Origin of the sequence: Vibrio sp. GLN_1 (assembly GCF_043106015.1) — a bacterium.
In the GTDB taxonomy this organism is placed as follows: Bacteria; Pseudomonadota; Gammaproteobacteria; order Enterobacterales; family Vibrionaceae; genus Vibrio; species Vibrio parahaemolyticus.
The window spans coordinates 191,908-216,372 of record NZ_JBICMD010000035.1 but is presented as its reverse complement, the minus strand read 5'-3'; the positions used below and the strand labels follow the sequence as shown (position 1 = coordinate 216,372).

General features: G+C 45.1%; 20 protein-coding genes. 9 read left to right on the top strand and 11 right to left on the bottom strand.

Annotated elements, in window-relative coordinates:
• Positions 1-123: 123 nt before the first annotated feature.
• The 3 genes from ACF8OV_RS16115 to fabB all read right to left on the bottom strand — a co-directional run bounded on the left by ACF8OV_RS16115 (position 124) and on the right by fabB (position 3,877).
• Complete coding sequence (locus tag ACF8OV_RS16115; RefSeq protein WP_005460137.1) at positions 124-1,137, bottom strand: aspartate-semialdehyde dehydrogenase; 1,014 nt, start codon at positions 1,135-1,137, stop codon at positions 124-126.
• A complete protein-coding gene (locus tag ACF8OV_RS16110) occupies positions 1,134-2,267 on the bottom strand; it encodes a 4-phosphoerythronate dehydrogenase (protein ID WP_317675849.1) in 1,134 nt (377 codons plus the stop codon). Before ACF8OV_RS16110 ends, ACF8OV_RS16115 begins: the two co-directional genes overlap by 4 nt.
• A 398-nt stretch (positions 2,268-2,665) precedes the next feature.
• A complete protein-coding gene (gene fabB, locus ACF8OV_RS16105; protein WP_005460738.1) occupies positions 2,666-3,877 on the bottom strand; it encodes a beta-ketoacyl-ACP synthase I in 1,212 nt (403 codons plus the stop codon).
• Between the two features lie 128 nt (positions 3,878-4,005).
• On the opposite strand from fabB, the gene mnmC reads away from it, so the two are divergent.
• A complete protein-coding gene (mnmC, locus tag ACF8OV_RS16100) occupies positions 4,006-6,024 on the top strand; it encodes a bifunctional tRNA (5-methylaminomethyl-2-thiouridine)(34)-methyltransferase MnmD/FAD-dependent 5-carboxymethylaminomethyl-2-thiouridine(34) oxidoreductase MnmC (RefSeq protein WP_317675850.1) in 2,019 nt (672 codons plus the stop codon).
• Between the two features lie 103 nt (positions 6,025-6,127).
• Here the strand turns inward: mnmC and ACF8OV_RS16095 are convergent, their stop codons facing one another.
• The 3 genes from ACF8OV_RS16095 to ACF8OV_RS16085 all read right to left on the bottom strand — a co-directional run bounded on the left by ACF8OV_RS16095 (position 6,128) and on the right by ACF8OV_RS16085 (position 7,750).
• Positions 6,128-6,652: an NADPH-dependent FMN reductase gene (locus tag ACF8OV_RS16095; protein ID WP_203505157.1), complete on the bottom strand. Its 525-nt coding sequence runs from the start codon at positions 6,650-6,652 to the stop codon at positions 6,128-6,130.
• 279 nt (positions 6,653-6,931) lie between these two features.
• On the bottom strand, positions 6,932-7,195 hold the full coding sequence (locus tag ACF8OV_RS16090; protein WP_005479532.1) for a YfcL family protein: 264 nt from the start codon (positions 7,193-7,195) through the stop codon (positions 6,932-6,934).
• Between the two features lie 24 nt (positions 7,196-7,219).
• On the bottom strand, positions 7,220-7,750 hold the full coding sequence (locus tag ACF8OV_RS16085; protein ID WP_021449889.1) for an elongation factor P hydroxylase: 531 nt from the start codon (positions 7,748-7,750) through the stop codon (positions 7,220-7,222).
• Between the two features lie 332 nt (positions 7,751-8,082).
• Here ACF8OV_RS16085 and ACF8OV_RS16080 point away from each other — a divergent pair, with 332 nt between their 5' ends.
• The gene (locus ACF8OV_RS16080; RefSeq protein WP_005457667.1) at positions 8,083-8,706 is read left to right on the top strand and encodes a trimeric intracellular cation channel family protein; all 624 of its coding nucleotides are present in this window, start codon (positions 8,083-8,085) and stop codon (positions 8,704-8,706) included.
• A 59-nt stretch (positions 8,707-8,765) separates the two neighbouring features.
• Here the strand turns inward: ACF8OV_RS16080 and aroC are convergent, their stop codons facing one another.
• Together aroC and prmB are read right to left on the bottom strand one after the other, a co-directional pair.
• Positions 8,766-9,851, bottom strand: coding sequence for a chorismate synthase (gene aroC / locus ACF8OV_RS16075; RefSeq protein WP_023585230.1), 1,086 nt, complete (start codon positions 9,849-9,851; stop codon positions 8,766-8,768).
• 176 nt (positions 9,852-10,027) lie between these two features.
• On the bottom strand, positions 10,028-10,960 hold the full coding sequence (prmB, locus tag ACF8OV_RS16070) for a 50S ribosomal protein L3 N(5)-glutamine methyltransferase (RefSeq protein WP_005484424.1): 933 nt from the start codon (positions 10,958-10,960) through the stop codon (positions 10,028-10,030).
• A 62-nt stretch (positions 10,961-11,022) separates the two neighbouring features.
• Between prmB and smrB the strand changes: the two genes are divergently transcribed.
• The gene (smrB, locus tag ACF8OV_RS16065) at positions 11,023-11,553 is read left to right on the top strand and encodes an endonuclease SmrB (protein WP_005457721.1); all 531 of its coding nucleotides are present in this window, start codon (positions 11,023-11,025) and stop codon (positions 11,551-11,553) included.
• Between the two features lie 135 nt (positions 11,554-11,688).
• On the opposite strand, the gene sixA is transcribed toward smrB, so the two are convergent.
• Complete coding sequence (gene sixA / locus ACF8OV_RS16060; RefSeq protein WP_005457775.1) at positions 11,689-12,153, bottom strand: phosphohistidine phosphatase SixA; 465 nt, start codon at positions 12,151-12,153, stop codon at positions 11,689-11,691.
• A 375-nt stretch (positions 12,154-12,528) separates the two neighbouring features.
• Here sixA and ACF8OV_RS16055 point away from each other — a divergent pair, with 375 nt between their 5' ends.
• A complete protein-coding gene (locus ACF8OV_RS16055; RefSeq protein ID WP_203505159.1) occupies positions 12,529-15,306 on the top strand; it encodes an insulinase family protein in 2,778 nt (925 codons plus the stop codon).
• 165 nt (positions 15,307-15,471) lie between these two features.
• A complete protein-coding gene (locus ACF8OV_RS16050; protein ID WP_005457697.1) occupies positions 15,472-15,726 on the top strand; it encodes a hypothetical protein in 255 nt (84 codons plus the stop codon).
• 64 nt (positions 15,727-15,790) lie between these two features.
• Here the strand turns inward: ACF8OV_RS16050 and fadJ are convergent, their stop codons facing one another.
• Positions 15,791-17,902, bottom strand: a complete 2,112-nt coding sequence (fadJ, locus tag ACF8OV_RS16045) for a fatty acid oxidation complex subunit alpha FadJ (RefSeq protein WP_203505161.1) — start codon at positions 17,900-17,902, stop codon at positions 15,791-15,793.
• Complete coding sequence (fadI, locus tag ACF8OV_RS16040; protein WP_025611922.1) at positions 17,902-19,209, bottom strand: acetyl-CoA C-acyltransferase FadI; 1,308 nt, start codon at positions 19,207-19,209, stop codon at positions 17,902-17,904. Before fadI ends, fadJ begins: the two co-directional genes overlap by 1 nt.
• 716 nt (positions 19,210-19,925) lie before the next feature.
• On the opposite strand from fadI, the gene ACF8OV_RS16035 reads away from it, so the two are divergent.
• From ACF8OV_RS16035 to ACF8OV_RS16020, 4 genes are all read left to right on the top strand, one after another.
• The gene (locus ACF8OV_RS16035) at positions 19,926-20,501 is read left to right on the top strand and encodes a sigma-70 family RNA polymerase sigma factor (protein ID WP_005479482.1); all 576 of its coding nucleotides are present in this window, start codon (positions 19,926-19,928) and stop codon (positions 20,499-20,501) included.
• Entirely contained in the window at positions 20,494-21,222 is a 729-nt protein-coding gene (locus ACF8OV_RS16030; RefSeq protein WP_025574821.1) for a DUF3379 domain-containing protein, read from the top strand. The genes ACF8OV_RS16035 and ACF8OV_RS16030 overlap by 8 nt, the downstream gene beginning before the upstream one ends.
• Before the next feature lie 296 nt (positions 21,223-21,518).
• Positions 21,519-22,769 (top strand): outer membrane protein transport protein, encoded by a 1,251-nt coding sequence (locus ACF8OV_RS16025; protein WP_274055959.1) that lies wholly within the window; start codon positions 21,519-21,521, stop codon positions 22,767-22,769.
• A gap of 309 nt (positions 22,770-23,078) precedes the next feature.
• The gene (locus tag ACF8OV_RS16020; RefSeq protein WP_203505164.1) at positions 23,079-24,398 is read left to right on the top strand and encodes an outer membrane protein transport protein; all 1,320 of its coding nucleotides are present in this window, start codon (positions 23,079-23,081) and stop codon (positions 24,396-24,398) included.
• Positions 24,399-24,465: the final 67 nt, after the last annotated feature.

Below are 24,465 nucleotides of genomic sequence, written 5' to 3'. Positions count from 1 at the left end.
ATAGCTTTGGGGATAAAAAATGTGTGGCTCTCGCCATATTCGTACTAATCTCACACAAATTTACATCGTTCGAACAAAAAAGCCTCGCTTAGTGCGAGGCTTTACGTTTCTTATACCACTAACTTAGTAGTAATCGCGGATCAGTACTTCGGCGATTTGTACAGCGTTCGTTGCTGCACCTTTGCGCACGTTGTCAGCCACAACCCATAGGTTTACGCCGCTGTGGTGGCTAATATCGTTGCGAATGCGGCCAACCATTACGTGATCTTTACCGCCCGCATCACGAACTTGTGTTGGGAAATCGTCACCGTGGAATACTTCTACACCTTCGGTTTGCTCAAGAAGGTTAATTACTTCTTGTGCGTCGATTGGTGAACGAGTTTCAACGTGAACCGCTTCTGCGTGGCCGTAGAACACCGGCACACGAACACACGTTGGGTTTACGGTGATTGAAGGATCGTTAAAGATTTTCTGAGTTTCCCACACCATTTTCATTTCTTCTTTGGTGTAGCCGTTTTCCATCATCTGATCGATTTGTGGAATACAGTTAAACGCGATCTGTTGAGAGAACTGCTTCTTGTCAGCTGGCAGACCATTTAGCAACTTAGCGGTTTGACCAGCCAACTCATCAATGCCCGCTTTACCCGCACCTGATACCGATTGGTAAGTTGAAACGTTGATACGCTCAATACCGACAGCATCGTGGATTGGTTTAAGTGCGACTAACATTTGGATAGTCGAACAGTTTGGGTTGGCGATGATGTTACGGTTACGGAACTCAGCAATCGCTTCAGGGTTTACTTCAGGCACAACAAGAGGAATGTCGTACTCGTAACGGAAGTGTGACGTGTTGTCGATAACAATCACACCTTCATCAGCTGCGATTGGCGCCCATTTTGCAGATAGATCGCCACCAGCCGAGAACAGAGCGATGTGCGCTTGAGACCAATCAAACTCTTCTACATTTTGTACGCGTACGGTTTTACCATTGAAACGGTAAGTCTTGCCTTCGCTACGCTCACTTGCCAATAGGAACAGTTCACCGACTGGGAACTTGCGCTCTTGAAGCACTTCTAAAATTGTTTCACCGACCGCACCGGTCGCACCCAAAATGGCAACATTGTATTGCTGGCTCATTGACTTACCTCAATCTGAAAACCTAGTTCTGCTAGTGGTGCAAGGTTGCATGTTTCATTTCCCACTAGCGTGACAGCGCTGTATTCACGGCGATCCCAGTAGTTTTTACGCATCAGGTCAAACGCACCTGGCTTACTGATTTCACGACGGAAAAGAGCGTCATCTTTACGCACATCATAGATTAACTGTATGATGTTATGCAGTGTTGCTTCATCCCATGCTCTGTCCAACATCATCGTTGGAACAGGCGCAGTTGGCAGTAAATCGCTGGCATGCGCACGTAATTCGTTATTTAAGAACTCGCAGTAGCTATTGAAAATCATTGTTGTACCGCGAGCTTTCCCTTCCAGACCATAGCCTGCAACGTGAGGGGTTGCGAATGCTAGCAGAGGCAGAAGCTCCATATCAACCTCTGGTTCAAATTCGAAGACATCCAATGCCGCAGTGAAACCATCTTGTTTCATTAAACGTTGCTTCAATGCTTGGTTATCAACCACAGGGCCACGCGCTGCATTGATAAGAATTTGATCACCACGAAGACCGTTCAGTACTTTCTCGTCAATCAAATGATGCGTTGGGTGCAGGCCGTCTTTAGTGATTGGCGTGTGTAGTGTGATGATGTCTGATTGTTCGATAAGCTCAGCTAACGGAGTAAAGCTGCGAGGGTCCCCCGCCTCTTGCTTGAATGGGTCGTTGATAAGGACGTTGATGCCCATGCCTTTCAAGCACTTTTCAAGGTAGCTACCCACTTGACCTGCACCAATGATACCAACGGTTTTATCGAAAACTGAGAAGCCTTGCTGTTGTGCTAGCACCATCATGACACTGAACGCATACTCGGCAACGCCAACTTTGTTACAACCTGGTGCTGCAGTAAAGAAAATGCCCTTTTCTTTCAAAAAAGCTTGGTCGACGTGATCCATACCCGCTGTCGCCGTACCAACAAACTTGAGCTTATTCGCTTTGCTGATCAGTTCAGCGTTTACTTTGGTTACCGATCGAATCATCAGAGCATCGATATCAATAAGGTCATCAGCAGTCAGGGTACGACCCGGTTTTAGAATCACTTCACCAAGTTGGCTGAATAGCTCTTCAGCGTACGGCATGTTTTCATCAACAATAATTTTCATAGCGCCAGCGTTTTTAAGATCCATTTTATGAGTTTGTTTATTCGCAAAAAGCGAAGCTATGGCGATTGTGCCCTTTTCGGGAAAAATCTCAAGATATAAACCCAATAAACCTCAAAGCGGAGAATCGCTTGGTTTGTCGAGGTAGCAACAATCGGCATCACGGACTTCCCAACAGGGAAAGTACATGAGTAACACGAAAAAACGGAATGATGAGAAAAGAAAAAGCCCGGCTAAATTAGCCGGGCAAAGTTCCAGAACAAAAGGATCCTATCCCGCTCTCCTTGGGATAGAGTCTGCGTCTGTTCGACCAGTTTGACTGATCAAGCTCTGGAAACTGGTTTATTGGCGTTCAAATCACAATAAACAACACCAACAAATTCAGTTAGCTTTGGTGTTGATTACGCTTGGTATTTTTTGATAACCAATGTTGCGTTGGTACCACCGAAGCCAAAGCTGTTTGACATGACTGTCGTTAGCTCTGCGTCGCGAGCTTCTGTCACGATATCCAGACCTTTTGCCGCTTCATCCAAGTTTTCAATATTGATGCTTGGCGCGATGAAGTTGTTGTCTAGCATTAGAGTCGAGTAAATCGCTTCGTGAACACCAGCCGCACCTAGAGCGTGACCTGTCATCGCTTTTGTTGCAGAAATTGCTGGGCTGTTGTCGCCAAATAGCTCTTGGATTGCGCCTAGCTCTTTCACGTCGCCAACTGGAGTAGACGTACCGTGAGTGTTAACGTAATCAATGCTGTCAACGTCTTGCATTGCCATCTTCATACAGCGCACTGCGCCTTCACCTGAAGGTGCTACCATGTCGTAGCCATCAGAAGTCGCACCGTAGCCTACGATTTCGCCGTAGATTTTCGCGCCACGTGCTAGAGCGTGCTCAAGTTCTTCGATAACCAGCATGCCGCCGCCGCCAGAGATAACAAAACCGTCACGGTCTGCATCGTAAGTACGAGACGCTTTTTCTGGCGTATCGTTGTATTTAGTTGATAGTGCGCCCATCGCATCAAACATCATCGTTTGAGACCAATCTAGCTCTTCACCACCACCTGCAAACACGATGTCTTGTTTGCCAAGTTGGATAAGCTCCATTGCGTGGCCGATACAGTGTGCAGAAGTCGCACAAGCTGAACTCATTGAGTAGTTCACACCACGAATTTTAAATGGTGTCGCAAGACATGCTGATACGGTAGAAGACATAGTACGAGGAACCATGTAAGGGCCTACGCGTTTTACGCCTTTCTCGCGCATAATATCGGTTGCAACCGTTTGGTTTAATGCAGAAGCACCACCAGAACCAGCAACGATACCTGTACGATCGTTTGAAACTTGTTCTTCAGTTAGACCAGCGTCTTCAATCGCCTGCTGCATTGATAGGTATGCATAAGCAGCCGCATCACCCATAAAGCGCATCTGTTTACGGTCAATATGCTCCGCAGGGTTGATTTTTAGATCACCCCAAACTTGCGAACGAAGACCGTGTTCTTTGAACTGCTCAGACGCAGTGATGCCAGATTTGCCCGCTTTAAGAGACGCTAGAACTTCTTCGACGTTGTTACCGATACTTGAAACAATACCCATACCGGTGATTACGACTCGTTTCATTATGACATTCCTATAATTCAAAAATCCGCTAGATGATAACTAAGATAGTCAACAAAAGTGGTCAGCTTTCCCATAAATTCGTACAATCGCCCCATTCTTACCGCGCCAAATCACAAATTTGCACCATTATGACTTCAATTAAAAATGCTGAACTTGGTTGGAACGAAGCTGGCACGCCGGTTTCTGACCAATTTGATGATGTTTACTTTTCTAACGTAAACGGTCTTGAAGAGACACGCTACGTTTTCCTCAAACAAAATCATCTCCCAGAAAGATGGCAGGAATTTGACCAAAGACGCTTTGTTATTGGTGAAACCGGATTTGGCACGGGACTGAACTTTCTTGCTGTATGGCAATGGTTTAATGAATTTCGTCGCAACCACCGAGATGCAGCGCTAAAAGAGCTGCACTTCATTAGTTTTGAAAAATACCCGCTAAGCCTAGCGGATTTGAAAAAAGCACATGAAGCGTGGCCGGAGTTGGTTGAGTATGCAGAAAAGCTGCAAAAGCACTACCCTGCTGCCGTACCTGAGTGTCACCGTATTGTGCTTGAAGATGGCGCAATTACACTCGACCTTTGGTTTGGCGACATCAAAGACTGCATGCCGCAAGTACCATACAACGAACCAGGTTTGATTGACGCTTGGTTTTTAGATGGATTCGCACCAAGTAAAAACCCAGAAATGTGGAACCAAAATCTGTTCAACAACATGGCTAAGTTGGCCAAGCAAGACTGTACAGTTGCCACTTTTACCGCAGCGGGCTTTGTGCGTCGAGGATTGAACGAAGCTGGCTTTGCAATGAAAAAAGTCAAAGGCTTTGGCACCAAGCGTGAAATGATCGCAGGCTCGATGGAACAACGCGAAAAGCACTCGAACCATCTTGCGTGGTTCAATCGCACGGCCTCCAGCAATCTTGATTCGATTGCCATAATCGGAGGCGGTATTGCCAGCGCGGCGTTAGCGAAAACGTTGGTTCGTCGTGGCCAAAACGTCACGCTTTACTGCAAAGACACTCAACCAGCCGAAGGGGCTTCTGGCAACCGTCAAGGTGCCGTTTATCCTCTGCTTAATGGCCCGCATACAGGTGTATCTCGTGTGTTTGCGCCAGCATTTTTGTTCGCACGTCAATTTGTCGAGCAAGCAGCGCAAGAAATCGATTTTGACCATGATTGGTGTGGTGTAACTCAATTGATGTGGGATGACAAATCCACAGACAAACTAGAGAAAATGCTTGAGGGAAACTTCTCTCCAGAGCTCATTCGTAAATTGTCTGCAGAAGAAACGGCAGAGACAATCGGCTTACCCATCGATATGGCATCGGTTCATTACCCAATGGGAGGTTGGTTGTGCCCTGCTGAATTAACTCGCGGGCTGATTACTCAACTAGAAAAAACCGTTCTTTTTGAAGCGAAGTTCGAGCATCAAGTCGAGTCACTAACTTGGGACGAAGCGCGTGAGCTTTGGACATTAAAAGCAAACGGCCAGAACTTCGAACATTCAACCGTTGTAGTTGCTAACGGCAACGAGTTCCAAACACTAAGCCAAACTGAAGCCTTGCCGATGGGGCAAGTAAAAGGACAAGTGAGTCACGCACCAGCAACGAAAACCCTATCTAAACTCAAAACTGTACTGTGTTACGACGGTTACATGACGCCTGTTAACCCAAATAACCAACACCTTTGCATTGGTGCCAGTTACGATCGCAGTCATTTAGACTACGAGTTTGATGAAAACGCACAACGAGATAACGTAGAAAAGTTGGTCAAATGCATTCCAAATCAGGAATGGACCAAAGAAGTGGATACATCGGGCAATTTGTCACGCCAAGGTATTCGTTGCGTGAGTCGAGACCATCTGCCGTTTGTTGGGAATGTGGGTGATTTCGAAACAATCAAATCTCAATATGCAGATTTGCAAAATCAACCAGAAGAAGAGGTTGAAGCGATTCACCAATTCCCTAACCTTTTCTGCTTCTTAGGTTTAGGCTCTCGAGGTCTAAGCTCTGCGCCTCTGTTGGCAGAAGTGTTGGCCTCGCAAATCTGTGGGGACCCGCTGCCACTCCCTATCGATGTGCTGGCAGAACTTCACCCAAGCCGTATGTGGATACGCAAATTACGCAAAGGCAAAGCGATTACCGAGCTTTAAATCGGCACCAAGCAGACAACTACATGGATATTAAGTAGATAACGAATAAGAGATTCCCAAGCCCGCGAAATCACGCGTCGGGAATCTCTTTTTTAATGGCGTATTACTTGAGCAACGCGACGGCTTGTTTCACTTGCTCTGCAATTTCTTGATTTACAATCTCACCCGACTCCAAGTCAAAGTTCTCGTAAAAACTTGGTACCGAAAGCGACGCTTTAACGTCCGCTCCAAAAAATGACGCTGAACCCGTTGCCGCCGCTAGCACGCTTTGTGCACCACCAGGGCCCGGTGACGTAGCAAGGTAAACTACCGGTTTATTTTGGAACACATTGCGCTCGATACGCGTTGCCCAATCGAACAAGTTTTTGTAAGCCGCAGCGTAAGAACCGTTGTGCTCTGCAAATGATACAACGATGGCATCAGCTTGCTCTAGCTCGCGTAAAAAAGCGATTGCGCCTTCGGCTTGGCCGATTTCTTTCTCTTTGTCTTCACTAAACATTGGAACGTTGTAGTTGTTCAAATCCAACACGTTCACTTGCGCGCCTTCTAGTTGTTGAGCGGCGTAAGTAGCAAGCGTTTTGTTGATTGAGGTTGAGCTGGTAGAAGCACCGAATGCGACAATTTTCATGGTTATATTCCTTTGTTCACGTTTTATGCTTTGCAGAATAAAAGTTAAACAGGCTGGCAACAACCACAAAAATCTTATGGAGAGATTCGAATATTTCGAAGGAGTTGATTTCAACTAAAAGGCGGGATAACGATAGAAAAGATATGCTCAGAAATAGCCAAGAAGCACGCCTAGAATAAGGTGACGTTTGATATAACCCGTTGAAAAAAATAGTCACAACAAGGTTAACAGGCTTTCATTCAGCTACACTGAGCACTCATTTACTGCAATTCGTAGATATTATGCTTGTGATTGCAGTTCTTGCCATAGATCACTAACAATCACGCGATCCGCAGGCGTCAGTTCTGCACGTGCTTCTTCTAGGCTGTTCGCGATACGAGATTTTAGCTCTTCAACATCGTTGATGCCGTCTTCTTCACAAGATGCGGCAGACAGAGAGATGTGACCACGTAGATAACCACCAGCAAACAGTTCATCATCAGATGCGTTTTCAATACGAGCATCAATCAGTTCTAGTAGTTTTTCTTCAAATTCAATAATCATGGAGTTTCTCTGAGGTTATTTGGGTTACTTAACGCTAAAATCAGACGCTTCCAGCTGCTTAGTTTGGTAAAACGCACGTAAGGCGTCCGAAAGCATTTTCACTCGCGGTGGCAAACCTGCTTCCAAAATACCTAATACTTCTTTATGCACTTTTTGCATAAAGCCAAGCCTATCTGGTTCAAAATCGCCGTGTAGATTGTCACAACTGACCGTAAAAGGGAAGCCAGCACTCGTGGCAAGAATCCATTCGTAAGCTTGAGGGCGAATTTCTACTTTTTCGAACTCAGCTTGTACGGCTTCGGTGCGTCCATCCGGCTCATACCAGTAGCCAAAATCTTCCATTAAACGACGTTCAGGACCAGCGACACACCAGTGCGCGATTTCGTGCAGAGCAGAAGCGTAAAAACCTCGAGCAAAAATAATACGATGGTGAGGATGCTCATCATCAGCTGGCAGATAAATAGGCTCATCACCACCAAGCTCTAGCGTGGTGTTGAACTGCTCAAGAAAAGTGTCATTGAAAATGGTGATTAGATCTTGGTATTCGTGGGTCATCGTCGAGTCTGTACTTCAAATTGACATGCGCTGCGCATTGTCGCTGTTTTTGCAAATAAGGTAAAGGCATCCCACAGTTTTGGTTATTAGTTGAATTTATCTGAACCGACCTTTCTCAATACAATTTCTCATTCGTCAGCGTACTCATTTACTAATACACTCTCGCCTTATTTTGGTGCCACTCAAATTGCTGTTTTTCAAGCAGTTTGATTATGAGCATGTTGCTGGTTTTAATCACTTTTTAAGACTGATTAAGCCGTTTGTAAGTGTTGTTACTGCCCTAACCATTTTGTAATGGATAAACGGTAACTTTTTACTTTGAGTGTTCCCCTATGTTGCTAAGTGTGTTGTATATCATTGGTATCACGGCTGAAGCCATGACAGGTGCGTTAAGCGCTGGTAGAAGAAAAATGGACTGGTTTGGCGTTATGTTGGTAGCGAGTGCGACAGCCATTGGCGGCGGCACAGTGCGTGACATTTTATTGGGCCACTACCCTCTTGGTTGGGTCAAGAATCCTGAATTTCTGGCTATCACCTGTGTTGCTGGCGTACTAACGACTGGCCTCGCGAAATGGGTGATCAAACTAAAAGGCTTGTTCATTCGTCTTGATGCACTGGGTTTGATTGTATTTAGCATCATCGGTACCAAGATCGCGATGGGCATGGGCTTGCACCCAGGCATCTGTATGGTGTCTGCATTGGTGACTGGCGTATTTGGTGGCTTACTTCGCGATTTGATCTGTCGCCAAACTCCGTTGGTACTGCATGAGGAGCTATACGCTTCTATCGCGTTGATTGCATCCGGCCTTTACCTTGCGTTACTGGAATTCAGCGTGCCAGACGTAACAGCAACCATTGTTACCCTTGTTGTGGGTTACGTACTTCGTATGGCCGCGGTTCGATTTAAGTGGCGTTTGCCTTCTTTCCAGTTGGAAACCGAAAGCTCGCTCCACTAAGTAAGAAAAAAGAAAAGGTTGCTCCATGAGCAACCTTTTTTGTATTTGGAGCACCAAACTTAAATCTTTGGTGTTTCTGTCGTTACGCCGTGGTTTTGCCCACGATGACGCAGTAAGTGATCCATCACAACAATCGCCAGCATGGCTTCAGCAATAGGTACAGCACGAATGCCGACACATGGGTCGTGACGACCTTTCGTAATGAGCTGAGTAGGTTCACCTTCTTTAGTGATCGTGTCACCCGGAACCGTGATGCTTGATGTTGGCTTAAGTGCAATATTCGCAACGATGTCTTGACCTGTTGAGATACCACCAAGGATGCCACCAGCATGGTTGCTACCAAAACCTTGCGGAGAAAGTGGATCACGGTGCTGACTGCCTTTTTGGTTTACGACATCGAAACCATCACCAATTTCGACACCCTTCACCGCGTTGATGCTCATTAGCGCGTGCGCAATGTCTGCATCCAAGCGGTCAAACACTGGCTCGCCAAGGCCAACAGGTACGTTGGTTGCAACAACCTGAATTTTCGCACCAATTGAGTCGCCTTCTTTTTTTAGGTCGCGGATCAGTTGATCAAACGCTTCCACTTTGTCTGCATCTGGGCAGAAGAACGCGTTGTTTTCAATTTCGTCCCAGTTGACTTTATCAATAGAAACATCGCCCATTTGTGACAAGTAAGCGCGGATTTCTACGCCAAATTCATCTTTCAGATATTTCTTCGCGATTGCACCTGCAGCCACACGCATCGCAGTTTCACGGGCTGACGAACGGCCGCCGCCACGATAGTCACGAATGCCATATTTTTGGTGGTAAGTGTAATCAGCATGTCCCGGGCGGAACTTATCTTTGATGTCTGAATAATCTTTTGAACGTTGATCGGTGTTTTCGATCAACAGACCGATTGAAGTGCCTGTGGTTTTGCCTTCAAACACGCCAGAAAGAATTTTAACTTCGTCCGGTTCACGACGCTGTGTGGTGTAACGTGATGTGCCAGGACGACGACGGTCGAGATCCGTTTGCAGATCTGCTTCTGTAATTTCTAATCCCGGAGGACATCCGTCTACGATACATCCCAGTGCGATACCGTGACTTTCTCCGAATGTTGTCACTCGAAAATGTTGTCCGATACTGTTTCCTGCCATTACTTCCTCAAGTTATTGTCGCCACGCTCTCTGATTGAGCGCAACTGCTTTCCAATTCTTCGTGGATTCATAGTGGCTTTATTACGTTTTGATGTAAAGAGTTAATATCGATGAGTTATGCATAAAAAAACACCGAGCATCAGGCTCGGTGTTTTGAGGTTTTTTGGAAAGACGGATTAGTCTTTGTACAGTTTGAACTCTTCTGCACAATCAACCAGTTGATCACGAGTAAGCATAAATACGCCGTGGCCACCGTTTTCAAATTCAATCCAAGTGAATGGAATTTGTGGGTACTGGTCCATCATATGGATCATTGAGTTGCCCACTTCACAGATCAAGATACCGTCATCAGTTAGGTAGTCTGGCGCGTTCGCAAGAATACGGCGAACCAATTTCAGGCCATCGGTACCCGCAGCCAAACCTAGCTCAGGTTCATGCGTGAACTCTTGTGGCAGGCTGTTCATGTCCTCTTCATCCACATAAGGTGGGTTAGACACGATGAGGTTGTATTTTTCTTTTGGCAGATCACGGAACAGATCCGAACGGATTGGGAACACTTGTTGTTCCATGCCGTGATCTTGAATGTTTTGTTCTGCAACTTGAAGCGCGTCCGCTGAGATATCAATCGCGTCAACTTCTGCTTCAGGGAATGCGTGCGCACATGCAATCGCAATACAGCCACTGCCCGTACATAGATCCATGATTCGAGTTGGCTCTTCTACCAGCCAAGGTTGGAATTCCGCTTGAATCAATTCACCAATTGGAGAACGTGGCACAAGAACACGCTCGTCAACGAAGAACTCAAGACCACAGAACCACGCTTTGTTTGTTAAGTAAGCCGTTGGCGTACGCTCGTTGATGCGTTTTACTACTCGCTCAACAATGCGTAGACGCTCACTTGTGGTTAGGCGAGAGTTCAATACATGCGGAGGCACATCGATCGGCAAGTATAAGGTTGGCAGGATAAGCTGAACGGCTTCATCCCACGCGTTATCAGTACCATGACCGTAAAACAGGTTCGCTGCATTAAAGCGGCTAACCGTCCAACGAATCATATCTTGAAGGGTATGCAGTTCCGATACCGCCTCTTCTACAAAAATCTTATCCAAAATTGCCTCCGAAAAGCGCTACAATACTGCCAATAAAGTTTATTAATGAAATTGTTTACCTAATGAGCAAAAAAGACACCGAACATGATGACGATTTCGCCTTGTTTAAGGAAGCAGTACAGGGCGTAAAAAAGTTGCGACAGGATACCATAATCCAGCAACCAAAAAAAAATACTAAGCAAAAAGAAATCAAACGTTCAAACCGAGAAGCGAGTGATTCTGAGTTTTACTTTTCCGATGAGTTTGTGCCTCGATTAAACGAAGAAGGCCCAACTCGCTATGCTCGTGATGATGTTTCTACTTATGAAGTGAAACGTCTGCGTCGCGGTGTCTACGTGCCTGACGTTTTCCTCGATATGCACGGCATGACACAGCAAGAAGCTAAACGCGAACTTGGTGCCATGATCGCCTATTGCGTAAAAAACGAAATTCACTGTGCGTGTGTTCAACACGGTATTGGTAAACACATTCTGAAGCAAAAGGCCCCACTTTGGCTGGCTCAGCACCCTGATGTGATGGCCTTCCACCAAGCACCGTTAGAATTTGGCGGTGACGGCGCGCTGCTGGTTTTGCTCTCTATTCCAGAGAAGTAACACATACACTCTAAGAATAAGAAAGGCAGGATATTCCTGCCTTTTGTTTATCTATATCTAATTTTTAAATGCTTATTTTAGATGTCTTTCTATTTAAGAGATCGATTTATCTTTAAATAACGATGACTTAGACGCTTAAGGCGTAATGTGCCAAAGCACCTCACCACGCTGTGTTTGTGGTTCGTATTCGATGCACACTAAACCAGAGGTTGGGAACATTGGAGGCGTCATCTCTTTCACAAACTCAGACGTCAAATAACCAACTAACGGTAAATGAGAAACAAACAATAGAGACTCTAGTTTCTCGACTTCAATGAGCGCGTTCGCAAAATCAAACACGCAATCCGATTGACCGTATGGTGTGATGTCGTCACTGGTCTCGATGCTTTTTGTCGAGAAAAACGTACTGATTTCTTGCCAGGTTTGCTGAGCACGGATGTAGGGGCTCACCAACACTTTGTCAAATTGAGCAAAACCTTGCTCAGCACAAGCTCGTGCAACAGCCTCTGACTCGGTTCTGCCTCTTTGGGTCAGTTCTCTTGCTGCGTCTGAATCTGCGAAATGCTCAGCTTCGCCATGACGCATGATGAATATTTTCATGTTATTTCCTAGGGATAGCTAACGCTACCAAAAGGTTGACTGCTATCTTTATAGATAATCGGGGCTAATTTTAATAATGACGAAACAAAAATACTGATATAATTATCTGTTCATTATACCAATTCGCTTGCTAAAGATAGCGACTTTCTTAACAATCTATTAAAAAGAATATACTCAGTTCATCACATTCTACGATGAAGTAATGAACTCAGTGCATTCCTTCAAACAGCTCTACCCCATACGCAAAAGCGATGGGCCCAATGCAGTACTCTTACGAATAACAAAAATGCGGCAAGCAGTATTTGTCGAACGCAACATTTGCGCTACCCCCTTTGGGGTTCATAATTAATGTAATGCGAAATCTGGAGACGCATCGTGCACCTAAGTCCAAACGATTCAAACCAATACCGCTACCTTACTTTGAGTAATGGCTTGCGCGTATTGCTGATTCATTCTGATACAGCTCAACAGTCGGCAGCCGCCCTAGCTGTGAACGTTGGACACTTCGACGACCCAGTTGATCGTCAAGGTCTGGCTCACTATCTAGAACACATGCTTTTTTTGGGTACGGAAAAATACCCTAAAGTGGGCGAGTTTCAAAGTTATATTAGCCAACATGGTGGAACGAATAACGCGTGGACAGGAACGGAGCACACCTGCTTCTTTTTTGATGTCACTCCAAGTGCATTTGAAAACGCACTGGATCGCTTTAGCCAATTCTTTACCGCGCCACTGTTTAATGAAGAAGCATTAGATAAAGAGCGCCAAGCGGTCGACTCTGAGTACAAGCTGAAATTGAATGACGACTCGCGTCGCTTGTATCAAGTCAACAAAGAAGTCATCAATCCAGAACATCCATTTTCAAAATTCTCTGTCGGCAATTTAGATACGCTTGGCGACCGAGATGGTCAGTCTATTCGTGATGAAATTGTCGAGTTTCATCATTCTCAATATTCAGCCGATCTTATGACGCTGACGTTGTTTGGGCCTCAATCTCTTGATGAGCAGCAAGCTTGGGTAGAAACCATGTTCGCTGACATCCCTAATCATCAATTAAGTGGTAAATCGATTAACGTACCGATTGGGACTGAAGACAGCACCGGAATTTTGGTTCAAATTGAGCCCATCAAAGAGTTTCGCAAACTCATTCTCACCTTCCCTATGCCGGGAATGGATAAACACTACGGCGTGAAGCCTCTCTCTTATTTCGCTCATTTGTTAGGTTACGAAGGCGAAGGGAGCTTGATGCTTCAACTGAAGAGCAAAGGCTGGATCACTTCCCTATCAGCCGGCGGCGGGGCAAGTGGCAGCAACTATCGTGATTTTACGGTCAGTTGTACACTCACACCAGAAGGGTTAGACCACGTAGATGACATCATTCAAGCTGTCTTCCAATATCTAACCATGATCAAACAAGACGGAATGAATGAGTGGCGCTACCTAGAGAAGCAAGCAGTATTGGAGTCTGCATTCCGCTTTCAAGAACCTTCACGCCCTCTCGATTTAGTTAGCCATTTAGTCATCAATATGCAGCATTATCAGCCGCACGATATTATCTATGGCGACTACAAAATGTCGGGCTATGATGAAGATCTACAACGTTCTCTGCTGCAATATTTATCTGTCGACAATGTCCGCGTTACGCTGATCGCCAAAGGACTTGAGTACAATCGCACTGCGGAGTGGTATTTCACCCCCTACTCCGTCACTACATTCAGTAGCGAGCAAAAACGCTTCTTCCAACAAATTGATCCGCGTTGGCAGTTTGTTCTGCCAGAGAAGAACCCGTACATTTGTTACGACCTCGACCCAATGCCCTTTGAAAACGGGGGCTCACTACCGGAGTTGATTGAAGATCTCGAAGGTTTTCGCCTGTGGCATTTGCAAGATGATGAGTTCCGAGTGCCGAAAGGCGTAGTGTACGTTGCGATCGACAGTTCTCACGCGGTCGCGTCGCCTAAGAATATTGTGAAAACACGTCTTTGTGTCGAAATGTTTTTGGACTCACTAGCCAAAGAAACCTACCAAGCTGAAATCGCGGGCATGGGCTACAACATGTATGCGCACCAAGGTGGTGTAACTTTGACGTTGTCGGGCTTCAGCCAAAAACTGCCGCAACTGCTTGAGATGATTTTACGCCGTTTCGCCGCGAGAGAGTTTAACCCGACTCGGTTTGAAACCATCAAGCAACAATTATTACGTAATTGGCGAAATTCATCTCAAGATCGCCCGATTTCTCAACTGTTCAACGCATTAACAGGTTTGTTGCAGCCAAATAATCCTCCTTTCGCGACGCTTGCAGAAGCGCTGGAAGAGATTGAAGTCGATGAACTGTCGACATTCGTCGAGTCGATTTTGGCGGAACTCCACGTAGAAATGTTCGTTTATGGCGACTGGCAACGTCAACAAGCGCATGATATGGCAACAACCTTGAAAGATGCCTTGCGCGTAAAAGAACAGCGCTACGAAGAAGCACTGCGTCCGTTAATTATGCTCGGTCAAAATGGCAGTTTTCAGCGCGAAGTGCATTGTAATCAACAAGACTCAGCTGTGGTAATTTACCACCAGTGTGAAGACATCGAACCGCGCAGCATCGCACTTTATTCTTTGGCCAATCACCTCATGTCGGCAACCTTCTTTCATGAGATTCGCACCAAGCAGCAACTCGGCTACATGGTCGGCACTGGTAACATGCCACTGAACCGTCATCCGGGGATTGTGCTTTATGTGCAATCACCAAACGCAGCTCCTGCGGAATTAGTCACCTCTATCGACGAATTTTTAAATGCATTTTACATGGTGCTTTTGGAGCTCAACGACTACCAATGGCACAGCAGTAAGCGTGGCCTTTGGAACCAAATCGCAACCCCAGACACGACTTTACGTGGACGAGCGCAACGCTTGTGGGTAGCCATAGGCAACAAAGATACCGAGTTTAATCAACGCGAAAAAGTACTAGCCGAGCTCAAAAAGCTAACAAGAGCAGACATGATTCGCTTTGTCGTTAACGAACTAAAACCGAGAACAGCAAACCGGTTAGTCATGCACTCGCAAGGCCAAGCACATGTCGATGCTCCTCGAATTCACTTAGGGCAAGAAATTGGCTCTATCGAAGAATTTCAGTTACGACCAAAAGATTGCGGTCTGGGCTAAGACCATCACCGTAATGGATAAAATGGGCGGAAGTCGAGCTGTAAAATATGTGAGAAACCCATCAATTTACTAATACGACTTGGATAGTCTTAACAGAAAATTGAAATTACGCGATTGCCGCTTATGCTCTAATTACCGCACAAAAAACATGTAGATGAGGCACTCATGAAGAAACTATTACTACTTGCTGCAGTATTATTACCATTCGCATCCGCTCATGCAGAAATCACAGTAAAAGGTGACGATTTTGAGTTGAGCAAAGATTGTGTTCGCCTAAGCGGTGACAATATTTCCGTCAAATCCGACGATTGCTCTTCTAAAAACTGGGATGATAAAGACAAAAAAGGAAACGCTAGCGTGCATGGCGATGACAACCCAGGTAAAGGGCATAACAAAGATAAAAAAGACAAGAAGAAATAAACACTTCTGTTCGAAAAAAGGCTTGCGCGATGCAAGCCTTTTTAATGTTCAGCGTTTCAAGCACTTAGTAGAAGGTACGACCTTCACCCGCTCTAGTCAGCAGTCCGTCGCATGGCGCATAACGATCGCCATATTTCGATGCAAATTCGTTCATTTTCTCAACCAGTTCTTTCAAACCGAATTGATCCATATAACGGAATGGCCCGCCAAGGAATGGAGGGAAGCCAATACCAAAAATCGCACCAATATCGCCATCGCGCGGAGAGCGAATAATACCGTCGTCCAAGCATCGTACTGCTTCATTAAGCATTGGCACTACACAGCGCAACGCAATATCGTTATCGCTGAGCTTCGATTCTGGCGTCAGTTTGAGTAGCTTGTAGATGGATTTATCGACTTCTTTCTTCTTACCCTTGTAAGTGTAGAAACCTTTCCCGCTCTTGCGTCCTTTGCGACCGTCATTCAATAAGATATCGAATACATCAGGACCTTTGAATCGCTCGCCCAACTCATTGACCAGAATCGGCATGATCTTCGCGCCAATATCAACACCAACTTCATCAAGTAACGTGATTGGACCAACAGGGAAGCCGAAATCCAACAGCGCACCATCTAACTTCTCAATCGGCTCATTTGCCAGCAAGATATGCGCAGCTTCATTCATGTAAGGCGCAAGAATGCGGTTTACGTAAAAGCCAGCTTTGTCCTTCACAACGATTGGGGTTTTACCCTGCTTCTTAGCCAATGCGACAACTGTTGAAATGGTTTCATCAGACGTTGTTTCATGCGGAATCACTTCCACCAGCGGCATTTTTTCTACTGGGCTAAAGTAATGTAAACCGACGATGTTTTCTGGTCGCTCTGCCTTTTCTGCAATCTTGTGGATTGGTAACGAAGACGTGTTCGTAGCAAAAATAGTTTCAGATTTTGCGTTTGCTTCAATGTCCGCAACCATCTGTTGTTTTAGATCCAAGTCTTCGAAAACCGCTTCGATCACAACATCAATGTGGTTGTAACTTGTAAAGTCTACGCCACCTGACAGTTGCAACATCTTCGCCTGTAAATCGGCTTTCGACAGGATGCGACGTTTACGCTGCTTCTCAAACAACTTGTAGTTGTAGTTAAGCGCATTCAACACACCGTCATTGCTCACATCTTTGATTCGAACAGGCACTTTTGCTTTTGCTACCGTTACATGACTGATCCCAGCGCCCATTAAGCCGCCACCAAGAACACCCACTTTTTTCACCGCTGCTGGCTGTGCATCCGTGCCGTGTTCCTTCTTCATTTCAGTAGTCGCGAAAAAGATAGAACGCAATGCTTTCGATTCGGAGCTCATCACAAGCTCACCAAATCGTTTCGCTTCAAGCTCTTGCCCTTGTGCAAAACCTTTTTCCAGACCGTGTTGAATCACTTCAAGAATCGCGACCGTTGCTGGATAGTTGCCACGGGTCTTCTGGTTGGTTTTCTTCGCAGCTTGTTCGAAAACAAGCTTACGACCTAACCCACTGCCCGACATCAACTTCTCTTTCGTCGATTGCTTTTTCTTGCCCTTGTTCTTGCCTTTGTCGATAAACTGTTTTGCTACGTCGAGCAAAATTGTGTCAGGGACACACGCGTCCACAACGCCCAGTTTTTTGGCTTTCTTCGCGCGAAGCTGTTTACCGGTCAGGATCAAGTCCAATGACGGTAACAGACCAATCAAACGTGGCAAACGCTGAGTACCGCCAGAACCCGGTAATAGACCGAGTTGAACTTCTGGTAAGCCTAAGCGTGTCTTATCGGAATCCGTACAAACACGGTAATCACATGCAAGCGCAAGTTCTAAACCGCCACCCAAACATGGGCCGTGAATAGCCGCAACCACAGGGTAAGGTAAGTCAGACAGTTGTTGGAACAACTCTTGACCTTGTTTTGCCAATGCTTGTGCTTCATTCGCTGTGGTACATGCCTCCAACATACGAACATCGGCACCTGCCACAAAATTATCCGGTTTTAAGGAGTGAATGATCATCCCTTTGATGCCACTGGAGTCTTTTAGCTGAGCAAAAATTTCTTTCATTTCGTCAGCAAAAGCCGCCTGTAGCGTGTTCATCTTTTCATTCGGTACGTCGATCGCTAACCATGCAATGTTCTGCTCATCAACGTTAAGACTAAATGCTTTTTGCTCGCTCATTACTCAACCTCCAGAATCATTGCAGCGCCAAGACCACCCGCAGCACAAGCGGTATTCAATGCAATACCACCACCACGACGTTTCAGTTCACGTAGAGTTTGCGTCATCATACGCGCACCCGTCGCCGCGAATGGGTGACCGTAAGCAATTGAGCCACCGAGCACGTTGAATTTATCCATGTCGATTTCACCGATCGCTTTCGAACGACCTAGGTTTTCTTGAGCAAACTTATCTGAGGCAAACATTTTCACGTTTGCCAATGCTTGAGCAGCAAACGCTTCATGCATATCGATCAGAGTCAGATCCGACAGTTCCAAGCCTGTGTTTTCGAGCACTTTCGCAGTCGCGTAAGTCGGTCCCATCAGCATGTCTTTTTCCACACCAATCGCTGAGAATGCGTAGCCACGGATGTAGCCAAGAATTTCCATGCCCAACTCTTTCGCTTTACCTTCGCGCATCAGCATCACTGCCGCGCCGCCATCAGTCAGCGGCGTACTGTTTGCTGCAGTAACACTGCCGTACTGGCGGTCAAATGCAGGACGTAACTTTGCATAGCCCTCTAACGTCGAGTCGTGACGAACGTTGTTGTCTTCAGAAATCCACTTTTTGTAAGGTTCAGGGAAAGCGGTCATCACCTCACCTTGGATTTTGCCTTCTTTCCAAGCTTGGGATGCTAATGTATGAGAGCGATGAGCTAGCGCATCTTGTTCTGCTCGTGAGATACCGTGCGTCTTCGCCATTTGCTCTGCCGTTTGTCCCATCGACAACCCCGTCGAGTATTCCGCGACGGCTGGCGGAACAGGCATGAGATCTTTAAAACTCAGACTCTTGAGAATATTGAGCTTCTGCCCCAATGTTTTGGTTTTGCTTAGAGCCAATAGGTTAGCAGCAAGCTTTTTGGACACACCGATAGGAAGTACAGAAGATGAATCCGCACCACCAGCGATACCAATTTCAATGGTGCCCGCCATGATGCTCTCTGCTATGTTTACCGCCGCTTGGAAGCTCGTCGCACACGCACGCGTCACGCTGTAAGCGTCGGTATGGATGTTCATCCCCGTGCCCAATACGATTTCTCGTGCGATGTTTGGTGCTTCAGGCATTTGAACCACTTGTCCAAACACCACTTGTTCAATTAATTTCGGATCAATATCTGTTCGAGCAAGCATTTCGCTTACTACCATTTTCCCTAAATCGACCGCTGGCACTTGGCTAAATTCCGTGCTTTGACGAGCAAAGGGAGTTCGAAGCCCCGCGACAATAGCAACACGCTCACCATTGCGTGTTTTTACTTCCTGCTTGCCCATTGTTTCTCCTTAAATACAAGAGGTCTGACCTGATGCATTGTAATCAATTTGTTAAATTTATCAAACATGCGTTTAAATAAACGTGAAGCAAGTAGATCAATTGCTCTAGTTCATTGATTATATTGAATAACTATAGAAGCTAAAAACGGCAGAAAGTGTGTGGCAGGTAAAATTGAAGCAAAAAAAAACCACACATAACTGTGTGGTCGGAATATCTATAAAACAATTAACTTACGCCAATTGAAAATTAATCAGTTTCCTGATTAGGAGAAAGTAAAGTCAGCCTTCAAAAGGAAGTGTCATCTTGCTCAACATGTTAGTCACAAGGACTAACGAGATGACAAGATGTACTATAACCCCTTCACTGCTTGAGATTTTGAAATAGATCAATTTTATGGTGATTTTACGATCTTTGAACGCATCTAAATGCCGCCTCTATTCAAGTCCATTCACAAGCTTGCTACTCAAAATACGCATCAGATACATAAATCCAATGCATTTAACCAAGTCATTGATAACTAAATGATGATATTGTTAACAAACAAAACTGCATCACTAGAGATAATATCGGTTATTTGTGTATACACTTTTATATACCGACTTAGCTTGTAACGAATGGATTTATCACTCGATGCTGGCTTAGATTGGCTTAGCCATAAGTGATGGAATAGAAGTAAAGTCATGCTCAAAACGTATAAGAAATACACAGAGCGAGGATGGAGGCTCCTGTGGCCATATTAAAAATGTTTGGAAAGAAAAATTCCAACAGTCCGGTCAACTCTGATATGGACAAACAAAGAAAATATGAAGCGCTCGTCCGGGGCTATCACCGCGATTTGTACCGCTATGCATACTGGTTGTGTAAGGACAAAGCAATTGCGGAAGATTTAGTGCAAGAGACCTGCTTACGTGCATGGAAGTCTCTCGATAGCCTTCAAGATGAAAAAGCTGCGAAATCTTGGCTTATTACTATATTAAGGCGAGAAAACGCACGTCGCTTCGAACGCAAACAATTTGATTTAGTTGATATCGATGACTACGGCAACGATGCTAAGGTCAGCGACGATCCTCATCATCAACAAGAATGGCTTCAAGCACAGATCATGAGGTTGGATGTGGAATATCGTGAACCTCTGTTTCTTCAGGTTATTGGCGGTTTCAGTGGAGAAGAAATCGGCGACATTCTTGATTTAAATAAGAACACAGTAATGACTCGACTTTTCCGAGCTCGAAATCAACTTAAAGAGATGTTGGATTCTCAAGATACTAAGAGAGGACAAAAAAATGGATGATTTAGAATTTCGTCGTCGTATTTTGTCGGATCCAAAACAGAAGGATGAAGAGATTCTGCAAGCGTTGGCCGCTAGCGATGCCAACAGTAAGTTTGTTGATGACGTTTTGGATCTCGACGCGAAAATTAAGCAGGCCATGAATGTGGATGTGCCAGAGGATCTTGCTGATAAAATCTTGTTTAGCCAAACCTCTAGCGCGCTTGACGAAAAAGTCGTCAAACCCAACTTTGTCCGCAAAGCCATGGCGCTTGCAGCTTCTGTTGCCTTTACCGCAGGTTTACTGGTGGGGCAAATCAACTGGGGTAACATTCTGGTGCCACCGGCGCAAGCCAGTCTCGCAGATACAGCTATTAAACATGTCATTCATGAAGAGTCGTTTGTACGCCATTTAGATGAAAACGTGCCGAGTTCCCAGATCAATGCGAAGATGTCGCCATTTCATTATCAGTTTAGTGACAACTTCCCGTACCACGTTTACTACCTAAACCACTGTGGATTTGGTGAAGCTAATGCTTTACACATGGTTTTTCAGGGTGTAAAGGGCAAAGTAACGCTCTTTATTACGGGAATTTCTAGCCAACAAACGGCAGATTTTGAAAAGGATGGTATGACAGGTATCGTCCAACCCGTTGGTTCAACCAGCATGATTTTAGTCGGCGAACAAGGTGAAGACATTGACGCTATCGCCACTAAACTGGCGCCTATGCTAAAACCAATGTAACAACTTCACCAACTTTAGCTTAGAAACATTGAAATGCCGTCAAATACTCTCATTTGGCGGCATTTTTGTATTAATCGCTCACAAAACATTCACCACGCCAATTGCTTTTAGAGCTTAAACTCTAAATTATGCAATTTAAGTGCAATTTCCCGTCTTTTAGACATCATTTCCGCAATTTTTATTCAATTTTATCTAATGGTCGGATTTGTCTAGCCCACTCTTGATACTACTATCTGCGCCACTGAGCAAAAGCTCAATTTATCGTCCAGAGAGACGAATCTAATAAGGAAAAACAAATGACTCAGAATACGCGTCTGTTTAAAAAGACTCTCCTAGCAGTAACGGTAGCTTTTGCCTCAGGTCAATCGATGGCAGCAGGTTTCCAAATTAACGCTCAATCAGCAACTGGCATCGGCCGTGCGTTTGCTGGTGATGCAGTAATCGCCGATAACGCGTCAGTAATGGCTCGTAACCCAGCGGCAATGGCTCTTTTTGATAAAATGGAGCTGTCACTTGGTTTTGAAAGCATTACTTCAATGATTGAAGTGAAAGATGCGAAATACAGAAATTTCATGGGTCAGAGCGTTGATGTTGCTGACACAGATGATGTGGGCGACACGTCAATCGCGCCAAACATTCACCTAATCGTTCCAGTAAACGACAAGTTTGCTTGGGGCGTAAATGCTTACTCAAACTTCGGTACTAAAACTGAGTTTTCAGATAACTACACAGCAACTGAATACGGCGGCTTAACTGACGTTAAGAGCGCAAACTTTGGTCTTGCTGGCTCTTACCGCTTAAATGAACAATGGAGCTTTGGTGCAGGCGTTGATTTAATCTACGGTCAAGGCACGATGAAACGTACAACCAGCTCTTCTATTCCACTTGTTGGCGGCAAAAAAATACTAGATGTAGATAAAGCTGATGGTTGGGCTGTTGGTTTCAACGTTGGTACCGTGTACGAACTGGATGAAAACAACCGTTTTGGTCTAGCGTATCGTTATAGCCCAGAATTTACGGCAAAAGACGATAAAGGTCAGGAAATCACTCTACCTCTACCAGATATGGCTGAGTTTTCTGGCTTCCACAAAATCCAAGATACCAAGTTTGCCGTACATTACAGCATCCAATACATTGGTTGGAAAGATTTCGACCAAATTGATTTTGAAAACCTAAATCAAGGGTTGCTTAAAGGTGGTTACTCGAAAGACTATCAATGGCAAGATGGCTGGCACTACGCAATTGGTGGTACTTACTACCTAAACAATAACTGGACACTTCGTGCTGGTTACATGTACGACACCAGCGCTCAAGATAAGGTAACATCTATCTCGGTACCAGATTCAGATCGTCAGTGGTTCTCAACAGGTTTCTCTTACCATATCGACAAAAGCTCAAACATTGATTTTGGCTTCACATACTTGCTAGGTGACGATGTAAAAGTCAATGAGAATACTCAATTGGCCCCTGGTCTTTCTACAGGTGTAACAGCTACAACGCACGCAGACGCTATCCTGTTTGGCTTACAATACAGCCGTAGCTTCTAAGAAAATTCCTTATATTTAATGTAAGTAAACTCTATATAAAAGGCTGGATTTCCAGCCTTTTTTCTTATCTAACACTTATCGTCCGCTCAATTTGAGTGAACACGTGTATCTAAAAATCACAATTAGACCTCACAGGTGTTCGCTGATTTTTTTTCATTCTACTATCATGGTTAGATTATAAAACCATAAACAAACAACAAATTAGAACAAAACACCAAATACATTCATGTTCCGGATTTTCATTTCTAAAGTAATAACTCTACCTTTAGACTTTTGCCCCACGTTATAATTAATTCAGCGAACATTAGAATGAAAACCAACAAGACTTTCCTATCAACAGCAGTAGCACTTAGCCTACTTGGCACTTCAGGCATGGCAAATGCAGCAGGCTTCCAATTAGCTGAATATTCTGCAACAGGTCTAGGTCGTGCTTACGCTGGTGAAGCAGCAATGGCTGACAACGCAAGTTCTCAATGGCGTAACCCAGCAATGCTTACTTACCTAGAGGGCACTCAAGTGTCTGTTGGTGCCATCTATGTAAATCCAAACATTGATATCAATGGTCAAACCACACTTAAGCATCCAGTAAATCAGAGTGTAATTAACTCCTCTTCAACCTCTTCAGATGACTTCGCACATGATGCGATCATTCCAAACTTCTACCTATCACACCAATACAACGAACAATTCGCAATCGGCCTAGCGTTCGGTACGAACTACGGTATGGAAACGGATCTAGGCAAAGGCTTTGCCGCCTCTCATTTTGGTAACGAAGCAAGCGTAACCACAATGGAAGCAAACCTAAACGCAGCATACAAAATTAATGATGCGGTAAGTATTGGTGGTGGTATTCGTTACATCATCGGTGAAGGAAGTTTTGGCGCTACGACTCCTAAAGTAAACGTATTACAAAAACCTCGAGGTACGACTCTTAAGTACATGGAAGGTGACGATACGGCTTGGGGTTGGCAATTGGGTACAGCGTGGCAGATCAATGAAAACAACCGCATCGGTTTCACGTACAAATCTGAGGTTGAGCTAAAGCTTGAAGGTCATGCTGAGGGCCTTGGTTTTGGCTTCGGTACTCCTAAGCTTCCACAGCTGCGTGACAATGGCTACATGTACCTAAACCTACCAGCAACGGCTGAACTAGCGAGCTTCCACCAAGTAACAGACCAACTTGCGCTACACGCAAGTTTCAACTGGACTGACTGGAGTTCTTTCGAGAAGCTAGAAGCTCACCTAGAAACCGCTGGTACACACATGGTGAAAGTGGAAAACTGGGAAGATAACTACCGCTTTGCAGTTGGTGCGACTTACCAACTTCAACCTAAGGTAGCCCTACGTACTGGTATTGCATACGATACGTCTGCTGTAAGTGATAAGAACCGCACGATCACTATTCCAGAAACAGACCGTACTTGGTTAAGCATCGGTGCAACTTATGACTGGACGAAAGACTTCAGCCTAGACGCTGGCTTCACTTACATTATCGCGAAAGACGCACCAATCGTTGAGTCTCGTGGCTACAAGTCAGACGATTCAGCTGAAGTAGTTGGCGGTCAATTCGTTGGTGAAACAACGGGTAACGTTTGGCTAATCGGTGTTCAAGCGAACTACCGTTTCTAATTACTCGTTAAAAATTGAGAGACAAAAAAGGCTTAGCACTTGCTAAGCCTTTTTTATTGCGTTCATT